22 protein-coding genes are annotated in these 19,739 nt (G+C 63.2%); 7 read left to right on the forward strand and 15 right to left on the reverse strand.

Going from position 1 to position 19,739, the window contains the following annotated elements; translation table 11 throughout:
- Positions 1-67: 67 nt before the first annotated feature.
- A complete protein-coding gene (gene mscL, locus ACTJK4_RS22440) occupies positions 68-496 on the forward strand; it encodes a large conductance mechanosensitive channel protein MscL (protein ID WP_232041149.1) in 429 nt (142 codons plus the stop codon).
- A gap of 12 nt (positions 497-508) precedes the next feature.
- Here the strand turns inward: mscL and ACTJK4_RS22445 are convergent, their stop codons facing one another.
- Positions 509-1,255 carry a Nif3-like dinuclear metal center hexameric protein gene (locus ACTJK4_RS22445; RefSeq protein ID WP_440819008.1) on the reverse strand — a complete coding sequence of 249 codons (747 nt, stop codon included), beginning with the start codon at positions 1,253-1,255 and terminating at the stop codon, positions 509-511.
- 19 nt (positions 1,256-1,274) lie between these two features.
- Here ACTJK4_RS22445 and ACTJK4_RS22450 point away from each other — a divergent pair, with 19 nt between their 5' ends.
- Entirely contained in the window at positions 1,275-2,489 is a 1,215-nt protein-coding gene (locus tag ACTJK4_RS22450) for a Do family serine endopeptidase (protein WP_260804110.1), read from the forward strand.
- A gap of 421 nt (positions 2,490-2,910) precedes the next feature.
- On the opposite strand, the gene ACTJK4_RS22455 is transcribed toward ACTJK4_RS22450, so the two are convergent.
- Both ACTJK4_RS22455 and ACTJK4_RS22460 read right to left on the reverse strand, forming a co-directional pair.
- Positions 2,911-4,017: a porin gene (locus ACTJK4_RS22455; RefSeq protein ID WP_232041152.1), complete on the reverse strand. Its 1,107-nt coding sequence runs from the start codon at positions 4,015-4,017 to the stop codon at positions 2,911-2,913.
- 334 nt (positions 4,018-4,351) lie between these two features.
- Positions 4,352-5,494 carry an ABC transporter substrate-binding protein gene (locus ACTJK4_RS22460; RefSeq protein ID WP_433865446.1) on the reverse strand — a complete coding sequence of 381 codons (1,143 nt, stop codon included), beginning with the start codon at positions 5,492-5,494 and terminating at the stop codon, positions 4,352-4,354.
- A gap of 120 nt (positions 5,495-5,614) precedes the next feature.
- On the opposite strand from ACTJK4_RS22460, the gene ACTJK4_RS22465 reads away from it, so the two are divergent.
- From ACTJK4_RS22465 to ACTJK4_RS22485, 5 genes are all read left to right on the forward strand, one after another.
- The gene (locus ACTJK4_RS22465; protein ID WP_440819011.1) at positions 5,615-6,316 is read left to right on the forward strand and encodes a response regulator; all 702 of its coding nucleotides are present in this window, start codon (positions 5,615-5,617) and stop codon (positions 6,314-6,316) included.
- Positions 6,313-7,842 (forward strand): sensor histidine kinase, encoded by a 1,530-nt coding sequence (locus ACTJK4_RS22470; RefSeq protein ID WP_440819012.1) that lies wholly within the window; start codon positions 6,313-6,315, stop codon positions 7,840-7,842. Before ACTJK4_RS22465 ends, ACTJK4_RS22470 begins: the two co-directional genes overlap by 4 nt.
- 122 nt (positions 7,843-7,964) lie before the next feature.
- A complete protein-coding gene (locus ACTJK4_RS22475; RefSeq protein ID WP_232041156.1) occupies positions 7,965-9,071 on the forward strand; it encodes an ABC transporter substrate-binding protein in 1,107 nt (368 codons plus the stop codon).
- A gap of 87 nt (positions 9,072-9,158) precedes the next feature.
- The gene (locus tag ACTJK4_RS22480; protein WP_232041157.1) at positions 9,159-10,970 is read left to right on the forward strand and encodes an ABC transporter permease; all 1,812 of its coding nucleotides are present in this window, start codon (positions 9,159-9,161) and stop codon (positions 10,968-10,970) included.
- On the forward strand, positions 10,963-12,048 hold the full coding sequence (locus ACTJK4_RS22485) for an ABC transporter ATP-binding protein (RefSeq protein WP_252694997.1): 1,086 nt from the start codon (positions 10,963-10,965) through the stop codon (positions 12,046-12,048). Before ACTJK4_RS22480 ends, ACTJK4_RS22485 begins: the two co-directional genes overlap by 8 nt.
- An 88-nt stretch (positions 12,049-12,136) precedes the next feature.
- On the opposite strand, the gene tatC is transcribed toward ACTJK4_RS22485, so the two are convergent.
- From tatC to hisC, 12 genes are all read right to left on the reverse strand, one after another.
- Positions 12,137-12,940, reverse strand: a complete 804-nt coding sequence (gene tatC, locus ACTJK4_RS22490; RefSeq protein WP_260804105.1) for a twin-arginine translocase subunit TatC — start codon at positions 12,938-12,940, stop codon at positions 12,137-12,139.
- A 61-nt stretch (positions 12,941-13,001) separates the two neighbouring features.
- A complete protein-coding gene (tatB, locus tag ACTJK4_RS22495; RefSeq protein WP_004634619.1) occupies positions 13,002-13,514 on the reverse strand; it encodes a Sec-independent protein translocase protein TatB in 513 nt (170 codons plus the stop codon).
- An 18-nt stretch (positions 13,515-13,532) separates the two neighbouring features.
- On the reverse strand, positions 13,533-13,784 hold the full coding sequence (gene tatA / locus ACTJK4_RS22500; protein ID WP_232041160.1) for a Sec-independent protein translocase subunit TatA: 252 nt from the start codon (positions 13,782-13,784) through the stop codon (positions 13,533-13,535).
- Between the two features lie 62 nt (positions 13,785-13,846).
- Positions 13,847-14,221 (reverse strand): DUF4870 family protein, encoded by a 375-nt coding sequence (locus tag ACTJK4_RS22505; protein WP_102067507.1) that lies wholly within the window; start codon positions 14,219-14,221, stop codon positions 13,847-13,849.
- 31 nt (positions 14,222-14,252) lie between these two features.
- The gene (locus ACTJK4_RS22510; protein WP_232041161.1) at positions 14,253-14,627 is read right to left on the reverse strand and encodes a phosphoribosyl-ATP diphosphatase; all 375 of its coding nucleotides are present in this window, start codon (positions 14,625-14,627) and stop codon (positions 14,253-14,255) included.
- Positions 14,620-15,042: a phosphoribosyl-AMP cyclohydrolase gene (gene hisI / locus ACTJK4_RS22515; protein WP_232041162.1), complete on the reverse strand. Its 423-nt coding sequence runs from the start codon at positions 15,040-15,042 to the stop codon at positions 14,620-14,622. Before hisI ends, ACTJK4_RS22510 begins: the two co-directional genes overlap by 8 nt.
- Entirely contained in the window at positions 15,039-15,815 is a 777-nt protein-coding gene (gene hisF / locus ACTJK4_RS22520; RefSeq protein ID WP_232041163.1) for an imidazole glycerol phosphate synthase subunit HisF, read from the reverse strand. Before hisF ends, hisI begins: the two co-directional genes overlap by 4 nt.
- A gap of 47 nt (positions 15,816-15,862) precedes the next feature.
- Complete coding sequence (hisA, locus tag ACTJK4_RS22525) at positions 15,863-16,606, reverse strand: 1-(5-phosphoribosyl)-5-[(5-phosphoribosylamino)methylideneamino]imidazole-4-carboxamide isomerase (protein WP_004634607.1); 744 nt, start codon at positions 16,604-16,606, stop codon at positions 15,863-15,865.
- Positions 16,607-16,682: 76 nt separating this feature from the next.
- On the reverse strand, positions 16,683-17,336 hold the full coding sequence (hisH, locus tag ACTJK4_RS22530; RefSeq protein ID WP_440819017.1) for an imidazole glycerol phosphate synthase subunit HisH: 654 nt from the start codon (positions 17,334-17,336) through the stop codon (positions 16,683-16,685).
- An 8-nt stretch (positions 17,337-17,344) separates the two neighbouring features.
- Positions 17,345-17,968, reverse strand: a complete 624-nt coding sequence (locus ACTJK4_RS22535; RefSeq protein ID WP_440819018.1) for a MarC family protein — start codon at positions 17,966-17,968, stop codon at positions 17,345-17,347.
- Positions 17,969-18,023: 55 nt separating this feature from the next.
- A complete protein-coding gene (gene hisB, locus ACTJK4_RS22540; RefSeq protein ID WP_004634601.1) occupies positions 18,024-18,614 on the reverse strand; it encodes an imidazoleglycerol-phosphate dehydratase HisB in 591 nt (196 codons plus the stop codon).
- Complete coding sequence (gene hisC / locus ACTJK4_RS22545; protein WP_440819020.1) at positions 18,611-19,735, reverse strand: histidinol-phosphate transaminase; 1,125 nt, start codon at positions 19,733-19,735, stop codon at positions 18,611-18,613. Before hisC ends, hisB begins: the two co-directional genes overlap by 4 nt.
- Between the last annotated feature and the right edge of the window lie 4 nt (positions 19,736-19,739).

Here is a 19,739-nt window from a genome sequence, read left to right on the forward strand (position 1 = left end):
AACAATTCAGGTCAACCGTTCGTTAGCTTGACCGTTTGTCTCGAATCAAACAATCCGGAGAAAACCGATGGCACTGATGCAAGACTTCAAGAAATTCGCGATGCGCGGCAACGTGATCGACCTGGCAGTGGGTGTGATCATCGGTGCGGCGTTCGGCAAAATCGTGGATTCACTCGTCAATGATCTGATCATGCCGTTGATCGGCCGTATCGTTGGCAAGCTCGATTTCTCGAACCTGTTCATCCAGTTGGCAGAGGCGCCGGCGGGAGTGCCGCACACCCTTGTCGATCTGAAGAAGGCAGGCGTGCCGGTCTTCGCCTACGGCAACTTCATCACCGTGGCGGTCAACTTTCTGATTCTGGCGTTCATCGTCTTTCTGATGGTGCGCGCCATCACGCGCGTAATCGACGCCAACCCGCCGGCTGCGCCCGCCGAAACGCCCGAAAACATCCTCCTGCTGCGCGAGATTCGCGACAGCCTGAAGAACAAGCCGTAATCGGAAGTCGAATCACACCGGATTCGGGATATCGATGAAGGTGTGACCCACGCCAAAGCGCTCGGCCAGATGATTGCCGAGCGCTTGAACGCCACCGCGCTCGGTAGCGTGGTGCCCCGCACCAATGTAGGCAACCCCCGATTCGCGCGCGAGATGCGTGGTCTGCTCCGACGCTTCACCGCTTAAATACACGTCCACACCGACAGCCACGGCAGCATCAAACCAGCCTTGGGCACCGCCCGTGCACCAACCCACTGTGCGCACCGGGCGATCCTCCTCGCCGATCACCAGCGCAGCCCGGTTCAACTTTGCTGACACCGTGCGCGCGAAAGCGCCCAGCGTTGTCGTTGCGGCAAGCGTACCAACCCAGCCAAGTTCATCGTCGCCAAACCGGCCCTGGGGCGACATGCCCAGCAACGCACCCAACTGCGCGTTATTGCCCAGCTCAGGATGCGCATCGAGCGGCAGATGATATGCAAACAGGTTGAGATCGTGCGCCAGAAGTTGCTTCAGGCGCGCACGCTTCTGACCCACAACACGGCCGTCCTCCCCCTTCCAGAAGTAACCGTGATGCACGAGGATGGCATCGGCGCCCACATCAATGGCAGCCTCGATCAGCGCAAGGCTTGCGGTCACCCCCGTCACGATATGGGTAACGGTGTTGCGCCCTTGCACCTGCAGACCGTTGGGGCAATAGTCCCGAAAACGGGCCGCCTGCAACAGGTCGTTCAAGTACAATTCAAGTTCTTTTCGATCCATTTGGACTCAATTTCGCTCTATGTTGCGCCGCTTTTGGCTGTTTTTCGCGCAAGCCGTCACGGTCGTCCTGGCCGTCTGGTTTGTGATCGCCACGCTCAAGCCTGATTGGCTGCAGCGCGGCAAGGTCGCAGTGCAATCTGGCTCGCCCATCGTCGCGCTGAAGGAAGTCGCGCCGATCGGCCACGGCGGCACCTCCAGCAACTCCTACGCGGAAGCCGCCAAGGTGGCGATGCCGGCGGTGGTCAACATCTTCAGCAGCAAGAATGCGCCAAAGCGTGGCAACAACCCGCAAGCCAGCGCTGATCCGTGGTTCCGGTTCTTCTTCGGCGACCGCGCTCCTGAGCAGCGCCAAGAACCCACGGCCAGCCTCGGCTCAGGCGTGATCGTCAGTTCGGAAGGCTACATTCTAACGAACCACCACGTGGTGGACGGCGCCGACGAGATCGAAGTCGCCCTGACCGACGGCCGCAAGACCAACGCCAAAGTGGTCGGCTCCGATCCGGAAACCGACCTGGCCGTCCTCAAGATCAATCTGCCCAATCTGCCCGCAATCACCCTGGGCCGACTGGAGAATGTGCGCGTTGGCGATGTGGTGCTCGCCATCGGCAATCCGTTCGGCGTGGGCCAGACGGTGACGATGGGGATCGTGTCCGCCCTGGGTCGCAGCCATCTGGGCATCAACACCTTCGAGAACTTCATCCAGACCGACGCCGCGATCAACCCCGGCAACTCCGGCGGCGCGCTGGTCGATGCCGACGGCAACCTTCTCGGGATCAACACGGCGATCTACTCGCGCTCGGGCGGCTCGCTTGGCATCGGCTTTGCGATTCCGGTGTCGCTGGCCAAGCAGGTGATGGAATCGATCATCTCGACCGGTAGCGTGGTGCGCGGCTGGATCGGTGTAGAGCCGCAGGATGTGACGCCGGAAATCGCCGAGTCGTTTGGCTTGTCGCGCAAGGATGGCGCGCTGATTGCCGCCGTGGTTCAAGGCGGCCCCGCAGACAAGGCGGGCCTGCGCCCCGGAGACATTCTCACCAGCGTCAACGGTGAGCCGATCCTGGATACGACGGCGCTGCTCAACAGCATCGCTCAGTTGCAACCCGGCGCGGAAGCTAAGGTGACGGTTTCACGCAAAGGCAAGGCGGTAGAACTGACCATCGTTGTCGGTAAGCGCCCCCCGCCGACGCGTCGCAACGTACCAATGCCTTCGCAGGACGACGAAGAACCACAGTAAGCAGCAGATTTCGGAATACACGAACGGCGGCCAGATGTGCCGCCGTTTTTTGTGGGCGCACGCTTGAGCATCAAGCCAGCATGCTGAGGGGGCGAGCCACCTTGACGCGGGCGCGCTCGCTCAACAAGCGATCAGACCAATAGCTGCGCGACATTGCTGCGAACTGCCTTCGTCACGCTCCGCTGGGGCGGCGTCGTCTCACCCGAGCGGGCGCCGCCGTAAGACGGCAAGCGAGACGGCCTACCTCCCCTCGCCTCCGCTCGCGTCATCAGCCAAAGCTTGCACACCAGCCGAGCCATCCCTCGGCAGAGTTTCAAGCATGGAGGCGCGCTACGGATCGTTCGCACAAAGAAAAACGCCGACTCCTTTCGGAATCGGCGTTTAACCGTTTAATTCGATGCGCCCTTACGAGCGCGTCAAATTAGAACTTGTGACGCACGCCAACCGTAGCGCCGAACTGGTTGTTGCTGTTGTTCGGGCCCGAGAACACTTGGTTGCCGCCCGTCAGGGTCGTACCAGCGTAGCTGGCGTCGTTCAGGCCCATCACGCCCAGACCCGAGCCGCCGCTGTTCTTAGCATAGGCCACGTTGAAGTAGGCGTCGGTGCGCTTCGACAGAGCGTAGTCGGTGCCGACCACGAACAGCCACGGGTTGCCCGTACCGCTGTTCTTGAACTGTTGGTAGTAAGCCGTACCCGTCAGCGACAGAGCCGGAGTAGCTTGGTAACCCAGGCCAGCCCAGTACAGGTTCGAACGCAGGTTGCCGTTGCCAGCAACAGTTGCGTAGTTAGCCTTGTACCAACGGTAGCCAGCGTACAGCTTGGCCGGGCCGAAAGCGTACGTGCCAGCGATCGTGGCGCGTTGTTCGCGGTTGTCGCTACCAACGGTCGTCGAGTTGGTCTGGTCGTACACTGCGCCGATGCCCAGCGGGCCGCCAGCGTAGTTAGCACCCAGGCTCCACTCGCGGCCGGTCTTGTTGCTGCCAGCCACTTCGTTGCCGTTGTAGTTGAACGAGTACAGACCGGAGACGCTCAGGCCACCGAACGTGCCAACGTACTTGACGGCGTTGTCAGCACGGCCAGCGAAGAACTGGTCTTGCGAGGCCAGCGAGTAACGCGTGGCGATTGCCATCGGGTCATACATCAGCGAGAAGTCGTACAGCAGGTTTTGCTGACGACCCAGGGTCAGCTGACCCCACTGGCCTTGCAGACCGACGTAAGCGTTACGACCGAACAGACGGCCACCTTGAGCCGACGTGCCGGTGTCCAGGTTGAAGCCGCTTTCCAGGTTGAAGATACCCTTCAGGCCACCGCCCAGGTCTTCAACGCCACGCAGGCCCCAACGCGAGCCCGACAGGCCGCCCGAATCCAGGCCAAAACGCGAGCCGCTGGAACCAGCGGTTGCGCCCGGCACCTTGTTTGCGTAGGTCAGACCAGCGTCGACCACGCCGTACAGGGTCACGGAGGATTGTGCATAGGCGCCACCGGCGGCCAGAGCTGCAACAGCAGCTGCAAACAGTTTCATCTTCATATCGACACTTTCCTTGTCAACTGATTGGGAAATCTTGACTGTCCTTATGGACGACGCAGATACCTCACGTCTGACCGCATTATGTGCCAGCGTTGACTGATTCCGGAAACCCTTTCTGGCTCTGGGCCGCGATTTGCGGCCAAGTTGTTGCTCATGGGCAACACGCGCCGGACCCCATTGAGAGGGGGGCGCGACCCGCTTTTTGCGCGATGGCACTGGGGTTGGCGGGCGATTGTCACCCTCTTCCCGCCGAACAAATTTGGGGAGTCTGTGACGGTTCTGAATTGTCGCCTTCGCACCACGTTACAGCAAAAAGTGGTCTTTTATTCTCTTTTTATCGACCGAGTGCGGCATGCCATCGCTTTAGGAAATCGGCACGGCGGAGCTGATCTTGATGGGCGAGTAAACCCGGGCCAACGGGGATGGGCCGGTGCGTATTTCCAAGTTCGGCGAGCAGGCGCTTGGCCGTGAGGCCGGTCTCAACGTCCTGGCGCAGCGAAAACAGGAATGCGCGATCCGCCATCACGCTCTGGCCATCGCGCGAGAGCATGAAGTCGAGCCACAGGCGCGCGGCATTCGGGCGGGCAGCGCGCCGCGCGATGAAGGCGACGCGCGTGGCCACCAGGGTGTAGTCGGTCGGCATCTTGATGGCGAGGGCCGGATTGCGATCGACGTAGCGCGCGGCGTATGAGCCAATCACGTTGTAGGCGAGCAGGCTTTCGCCGGAGGCGACGCGCTCCAGCATCGCGGCCGTCGTGATGTACAAGTTGACGTTGACGCCACCCAATGCCTTGGCAACATCCCAGAATACCGGCGTGGTGCGCGCGTCTTCGGCGGCAAAGAGGAAGGCCGAGCCGGAGTGCTCGATGTCGTACGAGGCGACGCGGCCGCGCAGCAAGTCACGATGGCCATTCAGAATGCGGGCGAAGTCGGCGTGGGTGGAAGGAATCAACTCCGCCGGCAGCTGTCGCGTGTTGTAGACGAAGACGACCGGCTCGTAGCTCGTGCCGTACGCCTCGTTCTTCCAGATGGCCCACGACGGCAGGTACGGCCTTTCGGGCGATGCGTACGAGAGTGCGTGGCCGTCGTTCACCAGCTTGAACTGCTCGGGCATGGCCGAACTCCAGACCACATCGGCGCCCGGCGATTTGGCAGCGAATTCAGCGAGAAATCGGCGGTAAATGTCGTCGCTGTTTTGCTCGCGGTAGTCGACGGTGATGCCGGGGTAGCGCGTTTCGAAGGCGCGGATCAGCGGGTACGCGGCGGAGAAATCTGTCGTGGAATACACCGTGACACGGCCTTCGCGGCGCGCGGCGTCGACCATCGCGCCGTAATCGCGCGGGTAGTACGACGGCAGCTCCGGCGCCGGGCGGGCCAGCCACTGCGCCTGCGCCCCACGCGCGACGACGCCGCTTGCAGCCAGCAATGCGGCGGTCTGACAAAGCCAGCGGCGACGGGAATTGAGGATGGACGACATGCCTGTTGAAGCGCAACTGTGCTGCGCATCAGGTGGACGGTGTGATCGGCGATGTGGCCGAGATCAGGGCGCCACGCATTATCATGAAAAAGTAGCCAGAACGATATTGAGAGACACCCGATGCGGATTTTGCTGGTGGAGGATGAGGAAGAATTGGCCGCATGGCTGGCGCGCGCGCTGGCGCAAAGCGGCTTCGTGATCGAGCGCGCCGCGGATGGCGTCATCGCGGAGGCGTTCCTCGGCTCGGGAGAATTTGATGCGGTGGTGCTGGACCTGCGCTTGCCGCGCAAGGATGGCTTTGCCGTGTTGGCCGACATGCGCGCGCGCGACGACCGCACGCCGGTATTGATCCTCACCGCGCAGGGCGCGCTGGATGAGCGCGTGCGCGGCCTCAATGCCGGCGCTGATGATTTCCTCACCAAGCCGTTTGCGTTGTCCGAGCTGGAGGCGCGGTTGATGGCGCTCATCCGCCGCAGCCGCGGCCGGGCGTTCCCACGTCTGCGTTGCGGGCCGCTGGAGTTCGACACCGGACGCAAGGCATTCCTGCTGTCTGGTGAGCCGCTGTCGCTCACGCCGCGCGAGCACGCCGCGCTGTCGGCGCTGCTGCACAAGACCGGCCAGCCGATCAGCAAGGTGCATTTGTTCGACAAGGTCTTCAACCTGGACAGCGATTCGAGCCCCGACGCCGTGGAGGTGGTCGTGCACCGCCTGCGCAAGAAGCTGGCGGGCACGGGCGTGCAGATCGTCACCGTACGCGGGCTGGGCTACCTGCTCGAAACCGGCTATGGTGAAGCGCCCGCCGCCGGCGATAGCAGCGCATGATGCTGCGGCTTGCCTGGCTTCGGCTGCCGCGCAGCCTGAAACTCACGCTGCTCTGGTTGCTGCTGCCTGGGCTGGTGGGGGTGCTGGCCATCGACATCGTCTCGGCGTACCAGGCGCTGCGTAGCGCGACCGATCGCGCGTACGACCGCGCCCTGCTCGGCTCGGTCCGCGCCATCGAGAACGGCGTGACGATCGAGCGCGGGCAGGTGCAGGTCAACGTGCCGTATGTGGCGCTGTCGATGTTCGAATCGACCGCGCAGAGCAATGTCTATTACCGCGTCGCTTTCGAGCCCTTACCCGGCAAGGCGCCCGAAGCCGCGCTGACCGGTTACGACGATCTGCCGCTGCCCGTCACGCGGCTGGAAAATGACACCCCGCTCTTCTACGACGCGATGTACCACGACGAGCCCGTGCGCGTGGCCGCCGTGGCCAAGCCGCTCTACCAGCCGGGGCTGCCGGCGCGCATCGTCATTCAGGTGGCGGAAACCATCGAGACGCGGCGCGCGCTGCAGCAGGCGGTGTGGCGCGGCACGCTGCTACGCGATGCGGCGCTGGTGGCGGTAAGCGCCGCGCTGTTGTGGCTCGGCGTGACCGTCGCGCTGCGCCCGCTCAATCGCCTGGCACGCAGCATCGGCGTGCGGGCGTCAGATGACCTGCGTCCGCTCGACGCCACGGATGTGCCCGCCGAAGTGCGGCCGCTGGTCGACGCGATCAATCACCACATTCATCGCTACGCCGAGCTTGCAGAGGCGCAAAGCCAGTTCCTTGCCGATGCGTCCCACCAGTTGCGCACGCCGCTGGCCGTGCTGCTCACGCAAGCCGAATACGCGCTGCGCGAAACCGACCCGGCGCGGGTGCGCGAAAGCCTGTCCGCGATCATCGCGCGCCTGCAGTCGACGAACCGGCTGACCACGCAATTGCTCGCCCTCGCCCGCGCACGACATGCGGGACAGGATGCGCCGGCCGAAACCTTCGATCTTGGTGAATTGGCACGCGACGTGGTGGTCGACGCACTGCCGCTGGCGCGTGAAAAACAGCAGGACCTCGGGTGGGACGACGGCGGCCTCGTCATGGCACTGCCCGTCAATGGCTATCCGGCCTTCCTGCGCGAAGCGCTCTCCAACCTCGTGCACAACGCCATCCGCTACACGCCGGCCGGCGGACGCATCACCGTACGCGCCATGGCCGAAGGCGATGCCGCACTGGTCTGCGTGGACGACACCGGGCCCGGCATGAACGCCGACGAGCGCGCGCACGCGTTCCAGCGCTTTCGCCGTGCGCACGAGGGTGGAAGTCGTTCGGGTAAACCCAAAGCGGCGCCCAAAGATGCTCGCTATGCCGCCGAAGGTTCCGGCCTCGGTCTGGCCATCGCGCGGGCCTATGCTGCGCGTAGCGGCGGACACATCGAGCTGGCCGACGGCGAGCCGAATGAGCACGGCGGCGTCGGTTTGTCGGCGCGGATTCGCGTGCCGCTGGCGACTGCGGCCTTCCCCTCTGAACATGCTGCGATGCAGCAGCCACAATGAAAGCGTGGCGAAAGCGCGCGATTTCTATAATCCGCCGCACCTGGGGCCATCCGTCCGAGCTACGAGCAACAAGCCATAAGTAGCCGGCCCCACGCCATCACAAGCAAACAGGAGACAAACTCATGCTTCGTGGACGCTTTACGCCTGCGCACGCCGCTCTCGCTTCGATTGCAGCAGCCGCACTGACCCTCAGCGCCGCCGCCTTCGCGCAAGTTCCGGCCGGCTACCCCGCCAGCTACGCCGACACCATCGCCGCCGCCAAGAAGGAAGGGAAGGTAGTGGTGTATGCGACAACCGACACCAAGGCTGCAGATCCGCTGATCAAGGATTTCGAGTCGCTCTACCCGGGTGTAAAGGTCGAGTACAACGACATGAACAGCAGCGAGTTGTACAACCGCTTCATCAGCGAGCAGGCTGCCGGTGGCGCCTCGGCTGACATGATGTGGAACTCGTCGATGGACTCGCAGCTCAAGCTCGCGCAGACCTACGCGATGAAGTACGACTCGCCCGAAGTGCCGAACCTGCCGAAGTGGGCCGTCCACAAGGGCATCGCATACGGCACGACGTATGAGCCGGCCGTGTTCCTGTACAACAAGCGCCTGATCAAGGATTCGGAAGTGCCGCAAACGCACGCCGATTTCGCGAAGCTGGTCGCCAGCCAGCCCGAGCGCTTCAAGAACAAGGTCACGACCTACGACATCGAGAAGTCGGCCGTGGGCTTCATGATGGCTGCGCAAGACAATCTGGATTCGCCTCAGTACTTCGACTTCGTCAAGGCCGTGGGCCCGAACCTGGTGCTGCAGTCCTCCACCGGCACGATGATGGAGCGGGTGGCCTCGGGCGAAAACCTGGTGGCGTACAACATCCTCGGTTCGTACGCGATTGCACGCGCCAAGAAGGATCCGTCGATCGGCATCGTCTATCCGAAGGACTACACGCTGGTGGTATCGCGCGTGGCGATGATCGCCAAGAAGGCGAAGAACCCGAACGCGGCCAAGCTGTGGCTGGACTACATCCTGTCCAAGCGTGGCCAGGAAATCCTCGCCAACAAGTCGGATCTGCACTCGCTGCGTGAAGACGTGACAGGCGAAGCGACCGCCGCCGGCCTGAAGAAGATTCTCGGCAACAGCATCAAGCCGATTCCGGTTGACGAATCGATCCTGGCGTTCCTGGAACCCAAGAAGCGCCTGGACTTCATCAAGCAATGGCGCACCGCCGCCGGCCGTTGATCTGATCCGCTGATCATCGGCACCCCTCTCATCTGACCGACCTGCCGGCGCCAGCCGTACCTGGCGCCGGCTCCTCCTGGAGGCACCATGCGTTCTCTAGCGCAAGACCGTGCCGCCGCTCGCCAAGTCACCCTCAAGCGCTCGCCCTGGACGCGTGTGGGACAGGCTTTGCCGCGCGGCGTGGTCATTCTGCTTACCGCGCTGGCGATTTTCACGCCGCTGGCGCTGATCTTCTACCAGAGCTTTCTGTCTGCGCCGTTCTTCATGCCCGACGCGCTGGCGGGGCTGGATGCGTATCGCTTCATCTTTACGGACTCCGATTTCTGGCAGGCCTTTGAGAAATCCACCGCGCTCGCTTTCGGCCTGGCGGTGATCTCGGTGCCGCTTGGCGGCATCCTGGCGTTCCTGATGGTGCGCTCGGACTTGCCCGGCCGCCGCGTTCTCGAACCGCTGCTGATGATTCCGGTGTTCGTCTCGCCGATGGTGCTGGCGTTCGGCTACGTGGTGTCCGCCGGCCCGGTGGGTTTCTACACCGTGTGGTTCAAGAGCCTGTTTGGTGGTGTGCCCTGGAACGTGTATTCGTTCACGAGCATCATCATCATTGCCGGCCTGACGCACGTGCCGCACGTGTATCTGTATGTCTCGTCGGCGCTGCGCAGCCTCGGTTCGGACGTGGAAGAAGCCGCGCGTATCGCAGGGGCATCGCCGCTGTCGGTGGCGCTCAACGTGAGCCTGCCGATGGTGCGCCCTGCCTTGCTGTACGCAGCCGTGCTGGTGACGTTCCTGGGCTTCGAGGTGTTCGGCCTCGTGCTCGTGCTGGGCGATCCGGAAGGCCACCTGGTGCTGGCGACGTATCTATACAAGCTGACAAACAAGCTCGGCACGCCGGCGTATCACCTGATGGCCGCCGTGGCGGTCTGCCTCGTGATGGTGACGTTCCCGCTGGTGCTGCTGCAACGCTACATGCTCAAGTCGGCCAACCGCTTTGTCACCGTCAAAGGCAAGGTCACGCGCAGCCGTCCGCTGCCGCTTGGCAGCTGGCGCTGGCCGGCGTGGGCGGTGGTAGTGCTGTGGTTCTTCGTGACGGTGGTGGTGCCGCTCTCGGGTATCGCGCTGCGCGCCTTCGTGTCGAACTGGGGTGAAGGCGTGTCGCTGGCCGAGGCGTTCTCGACCACGGCATTCCAGCAGATCTTCGAGCAGCCGCAGTTCCTGCGGGCGATGGTGAACACGGTGCTGATCGGCGTGATCGGCGGCGCGCTGGCGGTCGGCTGCTACACATGTATCGGCCTGGCCATGCACCGGAAGCCGGATGGCTGGACGCGCTTCCTCGATTACAGCGTGCTGGTGCCTCGTGCCATTCCCGGTCTGCTGGCTGGCCTGGCCTTCCTGTGGGTGTTCCTGTTCGTACCGAACTGGATCGAGACCGGCCTGACCGACAGCGGCTTGCCGTTTGCCAACTGGATCATCGAAAACGTCGTGCCGAGCCTGCGCGACCTGCGCAGCACGATCTTCAGCGTGTGGATCGCCTACACGGTGGTGTGGCTGGCCTATGGCCTGCGCTTGATCTCGGCCGCGCTGCTGCAAGTCGGCCCGGAGCTGGAAGAAGCCGCACGCTCGGTGGGCGCCACCCGCGCCCGCACCACGCGCGATGTGACCGTGCCGCTCACGCGCTACGGCCTGCTCGGTGCTTGGCTGCTGATCTTCCTGATTTTCGAGCGCGAGTACTCGACCGGTGTGTATTTGCTGTCGCCGGGCACCGAGACGATCGGCTCGATGCTGGTTTCCCTGTGGGCGGGCGGCGCCATCGATATCGTTGCCGCACTGTCCTTCGTCAATATCGTGCTGGTGGCCGTCGGCCTCGGCATCGCACTGCGTTTCGGAGTGAAGCTCCATGATTGAACTCACTGTCAACGACCTGCACCTGCAATACGGTAACAACCCGGTTCTCAAGGGTGTCTCGATGCAGCTGCAGAAGGGCGAGGTCGTCTCGCTGCTGGGCCCATCTGGTTCGGGCAAGACCACGCTGCTGCGTGCTGTCGCCGGCCTCGAACAGGCCAGCCAGGGCACCGTCAAGATCGGCGATCGGGTCATGTTCGACGGCGCCAAGAAGCTCGACGTTCCGGCCGAAGGGCGCAACCTGGGCCTGGTGTTCCAGTCCTACGCCTTGTGGCCGCACAAGACCGTGGCCGAGAACGTCGCCTACCCGCTCAAGCTGCGCAAGACGCCTGCCGCGCAGATCAAGGAACGCGTGCAGGCGGTGCTGCAGCAACTGGGCCTCGGCCATCTGGGCGAGCGTTTCCCGAGCCAGCTCTCCGGTGGCCAGCAGCAGCGCGTGGCCATCGCCCGTGCGCTGGTCTACAACCCGCCCGTGATCCTGCTCGATGAGCCGCTCTCGAACCTCGACGCCAAACTGCGCGAAGAAGCCCGCGCCTTCCTGCGCGAGCTGATCGTCCGCCTGGGCCTTTCGGCCCTGATGGTCACGCACGACCAGAGCGAAGCAATGGCCATGTCCGACCGCATCCTGCTGCTGAACAACGGCGTGATCGAACAGCAAGGCACGCCCGAGCAGATGTACGGCGCGCCCGAAACGCTCTTCACCGCCGAGTTCATGGGCAGCAACAACCGCATCAACGGCAAGATCGCCGAAGTGCGTGACGGCATGGCCCGCCTGGTGGACGAGACCGGCGGCTGGTCGCTGTGGGGTGTTGCGCGCGGGGATTTGAAGCCGGGTGCCTCAGCGCACGGAGTGATCCGCCTCGAGCAGGTGCGCGTGGGTGTCGACAACGCCGACAACACCATCCACCTGCCGCTCGCAACGCGCATGTACCTGGGCGACCGTTGGGAATGCCTGTTCCGCGCCACCGACGACAGCGGCGCAACGGGCACAGGCCTGCGCGCCTACTCCGCCAGCGCCCCGAGCGACGGCAAGTACGCACTGACCTTCCCGCGCGAACAGTTCTGGCTGTATGCTGCCTGAAGCAACAGCAGCAACTGCAGATTCATCGGCAACAAAAAAAGGCAGCTTCGGCTGCCTTTTTTCTTTGGCTGACGCTGGGGTCGGCCTGTCAGTCCTTCACCACCGGCAAGTGCTCGGGATTGTTCTCCGCAGCCGTGGCCTGACGCAGGAAAATTGCCGCCAAGATCAGCCCCAGCTCGTACAGCAACCACAGCGGCACAGCCAACAGTAACTGCGACATCACGTCCGGGGGCGTCACCACCGCGGCAATCACGAACGCCCCCACCACCACGTATGGCCTCGCCTGCCGCAGCTTATCCAGGCTCACGATGCCAAAGCGCACAAGCACCATCACGACCACCGGCACCTCGAAGGTGATGCCGAAGGCAAGGAACGTGGTCATGGCGAAACTCAAGTACTTGTCGATGTCGGTGGACATCTCGGCACCCAGCGGCGCGTTGTAGTGCGCCATCACCTTGAACACCGTCGGGAACACCAGGAAATACGCAAACGCCACACCGCACAGGAATAGCACGTAGGTGCTTATCACCAGCGGCATGATCATCCGCTTCTCGTGCGTATACAGCCCTGGCGCCACAAAGCGCCAGATTTGGTACAGCACCCAAGGCAGAGCAATCAGGAAGGCGGCCAGCAGCGTCACCTTCATCGGCACGAAGAACGAGCCGGTGACGTCCGTCACGATCATGTGACCGTTCTTGGGCAACGCCTGGATCAGCGGCCGCGAGAACAGGTTGAAGATATCCGGCGCCCAGTAGACCAGGCCCAGAAAGACCAGTAGCACGCCTGCACCTGCCTTGACGATGCGCTCGCGCAACTCGACCAAGTGCGAAATGAAGGTTTCCTGCGCGCCGTCCTCGGGCGACTCTTGCGGATCGAGCGGAGCGGCACTCATGTCGGATGGGAGAGAGGGAAGTCAGGACGCGGCACCGCAGACACGGCACGCGCCCGAAAGATCATTCGAAGAAGGAGCGCGCACGCGACTGTGCTGCAACGATGGGCGGACGATGACGCTTGACGCGCGCCGCACCCGATTGCGCCCACATGCGCACGCCCTGCTTCTGGCGGTACCACTTGGGCATCGAAAGTTGCTTATTGCGCCAGCTGTTGCGGCCATTGCGCGACTTGCCCGGTGCCGGGCGCCAGTCTGGAGCGGAGGTTGCCGTGTGCGCAGGATCACCAAGCGCCTCGTTCAGGCGTTCGTTGATTTCGGTCGTGTGCTTGCTGACCTCCTGGTGGATGGTCTGCTCGACATTGCGCGCGGCCTGCTCGAAGTCGGTGCGCATCTTGCGCAACTCCTCAAGCTCGATTTCGCGACTGACCTCGGCCTTCACGTCGGCGATGTAGCGCTGCGCGCGGCCAAGCAAGGCGCCAGCGGTGCGCGCCACCTTGGGCAGACGCTCCGGCCCGATAACGACGAGCGCTACCATGCCAATCAGCGCCAGCTTGGAAATGCCGAGATCGATCATCGGTCAGCGCGCGTCGGTTCAGCCTTGCTTGGACTTGTCGCGCGCTTCGACGTCGATCGTCGTCGAATCGTGCAGCTCGCGCGGCGGCTGGCCGGCTGTCTGTTGCGGCGAGCCTGCGGGCTTGTCTTCCTGACCTTCGCGCATGCCGTCCTTGAAGCCCTTCACGGCGCTGCCCAGATCCGAACCGATATTGCGCAGCTTCTTCGTGCCGAACACCATCATGATGATGACCAGCACGATCAGCCAATGCCAAATGCTAAAGGAACCCATGTCCTACTCCCACGTAAATACGGCTGGTGGCGCCGCAACGGTGGCGACGCCATTGGTTGATTTTACGGATTTGCGTACATCGGCTTGCTGTCGTTCAGATACAGCCAACCTTTCACAATACGATACAGCATCCAGATGCCCAGAGCCCACAGGACGGCAAAGCCGATGAAGGCCACGGGAATGAGCAGCACGCCGATCACACCCCACAGTACGCACCACCAGAACGAACGGATTTGCCAACGAAAGTGCGACTCATACAGCGTGCCGCGCACATCGTCGCGCTTAACATACCCGACGATGATGGCAATCAATGCAGTGATACCGCCGGTCAGCCAAAAAATGGCGTAGAGCGCATACAGGATATGCGTCAGACGACGCAGCCCTGCCAGGCGCTCCGCGTCATCCGTCACCACCACTGCTGCTCCGTATTTGTCCACGCTGCCTCCCTGCGACGATTCGCCACCGTAGTCAGTCACCCGCCGCGTCGCGCGCCTGCGACTTGCGCAGCGCCTTTTCTTCCAGGCCGGAAAGCCCTTCCCGGCGCGCCAGTTCATTGACGACGTCGTCCGGCGTGAGGTCGAAATGCGACAGCAGCACCATGGTGTGGAACCAGAGGTCCGCCACTTCGTAGACCACCTTGCTGCGCGCCTCGTCGGTCATGCCTGCGGCGCGGGCGTCCTTGGCGGCCATGACCGTCTCGGTGGCCTCTTCGCCGATCTTCTTGAGGATGGCATCGTCGCCCTTGTTGAACAGACGGGCGATGTAGCTCTTTTCCGGGTCGCCGCCATTGGCAAGCTTGCGGGATTCGAGCACCTCGCCCAGGCGGCGCAGGGTGTCACTCATGATTGTGGCCGGGCTTGCCGGCGTAGATGTCGTCAGGGTCCTTCAGCACCGGCTCGACGGTGTGCCAATCGCCGTCTTCCACATTGCCTTCGAACTTCTGGAAAAAGCACGCGTGGCGCCCAGTATGGCAGGCGATGCCGCCGATTTGTGTGACGCGGAGCAAGACTACGTCTTCATCGCAGTCGAGGCGGATTTCGTGCACCTTCTGGATATGGCCGGACTCCTCGCCCTTGTGCCACAAGCGCTTGCGCGAGCGCGACCAGAACACGGCCTCGCCGGATTCCACAGTTTTCTGCAGTGCCTCACGGTTCATGAAGGCAAACATCAGGACGTCATTGCTGCCCTGTTCCTGCACGATCACAGGCACCAGGCCGTTGTCGTCCCAGTGGACCTTGTTCAGCCACTTCTTGCTCATAGTCCGATCCGTACTGGAATGCCATGCTCCGCCATGAATTGCTTGGCCTGACCGACGGTGTATTCCCCGTAATGGAAGATGCTGGCGGCCAGCACCGCATCGGCGTGACCTTGCTGGATGCCGTCTGCCAGATGCTGCAGATTGCCCACGCCGCCCGAGGCGATGACCGGCACCGGCACGGCGTCCGACACGGCGCGCGTGAGTTCCAGATCGAAGCCAGCCTTGGTGCCGTCCCGATCCATGCTGGTAAGCAGGATTTCGCCGGCGCCACGCTGCGCCATTTCACGTGCCCATGCCACCGCGTCCAGGCCCGTGCCCTTGCGGCCACCGTGCGTGAAAACTTCCCAGCGCGGAGCCTCGCCTTCAGCCGACACCTTCTTGGCGTCGATGGCCACGACAATGCATTGCGCGCCGTGGCGGGCGCTGGCGTCAGAAACCAGTTGCGGATTCGCCACCGCCGACGAGTTCATGCTGATCTTGTCCGCACCCGCATTGAGCAGCCGGCGCACATCTTCCAGCGCGCGCACACCGCCGCCCACCGTCAGCGGAATGAACACCTGCGAAGCCACCGCTTCGATGATGCCGAGCATCAGGTCACGCCCGTCCGACGTGGCCGTGATGTCGAGGAAGGTGATTTCGTCGGCGCCCTGCTCGTCGTAGCGACGTGCGATTTCGACGGGGTCGCCGGCGTCGCGCAATTCGACGAAGTTGACGCCCTTGACCACCCGGCCGTTGGTCACGTCCAGGCAGGGGATGATTCGTTTGGCTAGCATGATGAGTCGGGCGCCGGAGCGCCCGTTGTGCACGGCTGGATCAACAATCAGGCCGCGCCGAGTTTGTCCGCAAGGGCTTGAGCTTCCTTGAAGTTCAGGTCGCCGGAATAGATCGCGCGACCACAGATCACGCCCTCCACGCCATGCTCTTCGACCGCGCACAGGTGGTCGATGTCCTTCAGGTTCGACAGGCCGCCACTGGCAATGACGGGAATCTTCACCGACTGTGCCAACTTGACGGTGGCATCGATGTTGATGCCTTGCAGCATGCCGTCGCGGCCGATATCCGTGTAGATGATGCCTTCGACGCCGTAGTCTTCGTACTTCTTGGCGAGGTCAACGACTTCGTGGCCGGAGAGCTTGCTCCAGCCGTCGGTCGCCACCTTACCGTCCTTGGCATCGAGCCCGACGATGATGTGACCGCCGAACGCCGTGCATGCGTCCCGCAGAAAACCCGGGTCCTTGACCGCCGCCGTGCCGATGATTACGTACGACAAGCCATCGTCGAGCCAGCGCTCGATGGTGCCCAGATCGCGGATGCCGCCGCCGAGTTGCACGGGAATCTCATCGCCCACCTCGGCGAGGATGGCCTTTACAGCCGCCTCGTTACGCGGCTTGCCCGCGAAAGCGCCATTCAGATCGACAAGGTGCAAGCGGCGCGCACCCTGCTCGACCCAATGCCGCGCCATGGCTGCAGGGTCTTCCGAGAATACGGTGGCTTGATCCATATCGCCTTGTTTGAGGCGCACACACTGACCGTCCTTCAGGTCGATGGCCGGGATGAGCAACATAAGCGTGACGACAGAGTTGAGGGGAAAAGATTAAAAAGGGCGAAAAATGGATTCGATTGCGACGCCACGGCGGGCGTCACGGATTCCAGTGCACAAAGTTCCGGTAGATCTGCAGGCCGGCTTGCGCACTTTTTTCCGGGTGAAACTGTGTTGCAAAAATATTATCCCGGGCGATGGCGGAGGTAAACCGCACGCCGTATTCGGTCTCTCCGACCGATTCGTCGGCGTTGGCAGGCCGGGCGTAGTAGCTGTGCACGAAATAGAAGTAGCTCTGATCCGCCACACCTTCCCAGAGGGCGTGGGCCCGACTCTGGTGCACGCGGTTCCAGCCCATCTGAGGCACTTTGTACCGTGAGCCGTCCGGCTGCAACTGGCCGTCCAGGTCAAAGCGGACCACATCGCCTTTGATGAGGCCCAACCCCTCGGTGAACTGCTGGCCCGGGCGCGCCTCGGTGCTGCGCTCGAGCAGCATCTGCTCACCCACGCACACGCCAAGCATCGGCTTGCTGCGCGATGCCTCCAGCACAGCGTCGCGCAGGCCCGACTGGTCGAACGCGGCCATGCAATCGGGCATGGCGCCCTGCCCCGGCAGCACCACGCGGTCGGCCGAACGAATTTCATCCGCTTGCGCACTGATGCGCACATCGGCCTCTGGAGCAACGGCCATCAGGGCTTGCGCTACCGAGCGCAGATTGCCCATGCCGTAATCGACGATTGCGATCTTAGTCATGACTTAACTTAGGCCCTCAGTACGGGCAACAGGGTTTTCAGCCCATCAACAATGAATTCCACGGCCAGCGCCGCCAGGATCAAGCCCATCAACCGCGTACCGACATTGATGCCGGTGCGACCGATCACGCGGGCGATCGGCTCGGCCGCGCGCAACACGATCCAGACCACAACTGCGATCGCAACACCGACCCCCGCCAGGAGCAACAGGTCCCACCAATGCTTGGTCTTGCCGGCATAGACGATGACCGTACTGATTGAGCCTGGGCCCGTGAGCAGCGGAATCGCCAGCGGCACAACGGCAATGCTGGCCTTGGCGCCGGCCTCGTCCTCTTCTTCGGGCGTGGCCTTGGTGCGGCTGGTCTGCGCATTGAGCATGTTCAGCGCGATCATGATCATGATGATCCCGCCGCCAACCTGGAGCGAGCCAACCGAGAACCCGAAAAAGCTGATGATCTGCTCGCCGAGCAACGCCGACAGGCCGATCACGATCGCCACCGAAATCGACGCGACCTTGATGGTGCGGCGCTTCTCTTCGTCTGTCTGGCTCTCGGTCAGGCTGATGAAGAACGGGATCGCCCCGATCGGGTTGATCAGGGCGAGCAGCGAGAAAAAGCTTTTTGTCAGATCCATCGGATCGGCGGCCGGTTTGGGAGTCGGGTAGGCGCGGCCAGGCCGACGCAGTGATTTACAGTGCGCCCTTGGTCGACGGAATCGTGCCGGCAGCGCGCGGGTCGATCTCGACCGCCATGCGCAGCGCACGGCCGAAGGCCTTGAACACGGTTTCGATCTGGTGGTGCGCGTTGACGCCGCGCAGGTTGTCGATATGCAGCGTCACGCCGGCATGGTTGACGAACCCGCGGAAGAATTCGATGGACAGGTCCACGTCAAAGTTGCCGACGCGTGCGCGCGTGAACGGCACGTGGAACTCCAGGCCCGGACGGCCGGAGAAGTCGATGACCACCCGCGACAGCGCTTCGTCCAGCGGCACATAGCTGTGGCCGTAGCGCACGATGCCCTTCTTGTCGCCGATGGCTTTGGCGACGGCTTGGCCCAGCGTGATGCCGACGTCTTCCACGGTGTGGTGGTCGTCGATATGGGTGTCGCCGGTGGCCGAAACGTCCAGATCGACCATGCCGTGACGGGCGATCTGGTCGAGCATGTGGTCGAGGAAGGGGACGCCGGTGTTCAGCGTCTGCTTGCCCGTGCCGTCCAAATCAAGGGCGACGCGGATCTGCGTTTCAGAGGTGTTGCGAGTGACCTCGGCACGGCGGCTCATGGGGCTTCCTGCATCGATGCGGCAAAGGCATCGATAAATTGCGCGTTTTCTTCGGGATTGCTGACCGTCACGCGCAGACAGTTGGTCAACAACGGGTGCATTTTACTGACGTTTTTAATCAGAATCCGCCGATTGAGCAGGCGCTCGAACAAAGCGGCGGCATCGGGCACGCGCAGCAGGATGAAATTTGCCGCGCTCGGGAAGACCGTCACGCCGGGCTGGGCCGACAGTGCATCGATCAGCTTGGTGCGCTCGGCGCGCAGGGTCGCTGCCTGGGCATCCAGCACGTCCACGTGTTCAAGCATGAACTGGGCGGTGGCCTCGGTCAGCACATTCACGTTGTACGGCGGGCGCACCTTGTCCAACTCGGCGATCCACTTCGGGTGGCCTGCCACGTAGCCGAGGCGGATACCGGCCAGGCCCAGCTTCGAGACGGTGCGCATCACCAGAAGGTGATCGAAATCGCGCAGGCGCGGCATCCAGCTGTGTTGCGCGAACGGCTGGTAGGCCTCGTCGACCACCACCAGGCTCTGGCACACCGGGCCGCGAGCCGCGCGGATGATCGCGTCCATGTCGGCCGCGTCGAACAGGTTACCGGTCGGGTTGTTCGGATACGCCAGGTAGATGACGGCAGGCTGGTGCTCGGTCATGGCGGCCAGCATGGCTTCACGGTCGAGCGTCAGATCGGCCTTGAGCGGTACGCCGACAAAGTTCAGGCCCAGCAGCTGCGCCGACATCGCGTACATCACGAAGCCCGGCACCGGCGCCAGCACGGTCGCGCCCGGCTTGGCCGCGGCAATGGCGATCAGGCTGATGATCTCGTCCGAACCGTTGCCCAGCAGCACCTCGGCGCCGGCCGGCACGTGCATCACCTGCTTGAGCTGTGCCCTGAGCGCGTCGGCGGTCGGCACCGGGTAGCGATTGAGTGCGACTTCGGCCAGGCGCTTGCCCAATGCGTCGCGCAGCATTGCCGGCAGAGGATACGGGTTCTCCATCGCGTCCAGCTTGACCATGCCGGTCGCGTCGGGCACGTGGTACGCACCCATGGCGCGAACGTCGTCGCGCACGATGCGGGCGAGCAGGTCATCCAGAGAGGCTTGGGCCGGAGCGGTGGCGGTCATCGTT

The sequence above is a fragment of the Ralstonia sp. 22111 genome, assembly GCF_052045895.1.
GTDB classification, from domain to species: domain Bacteria; phylum Pseudomonadota; class Gammaproteobacteria; order Burkholderiales; family Burkholderiaceae; genus Ralstonia; species Ralstonia wenshanensis.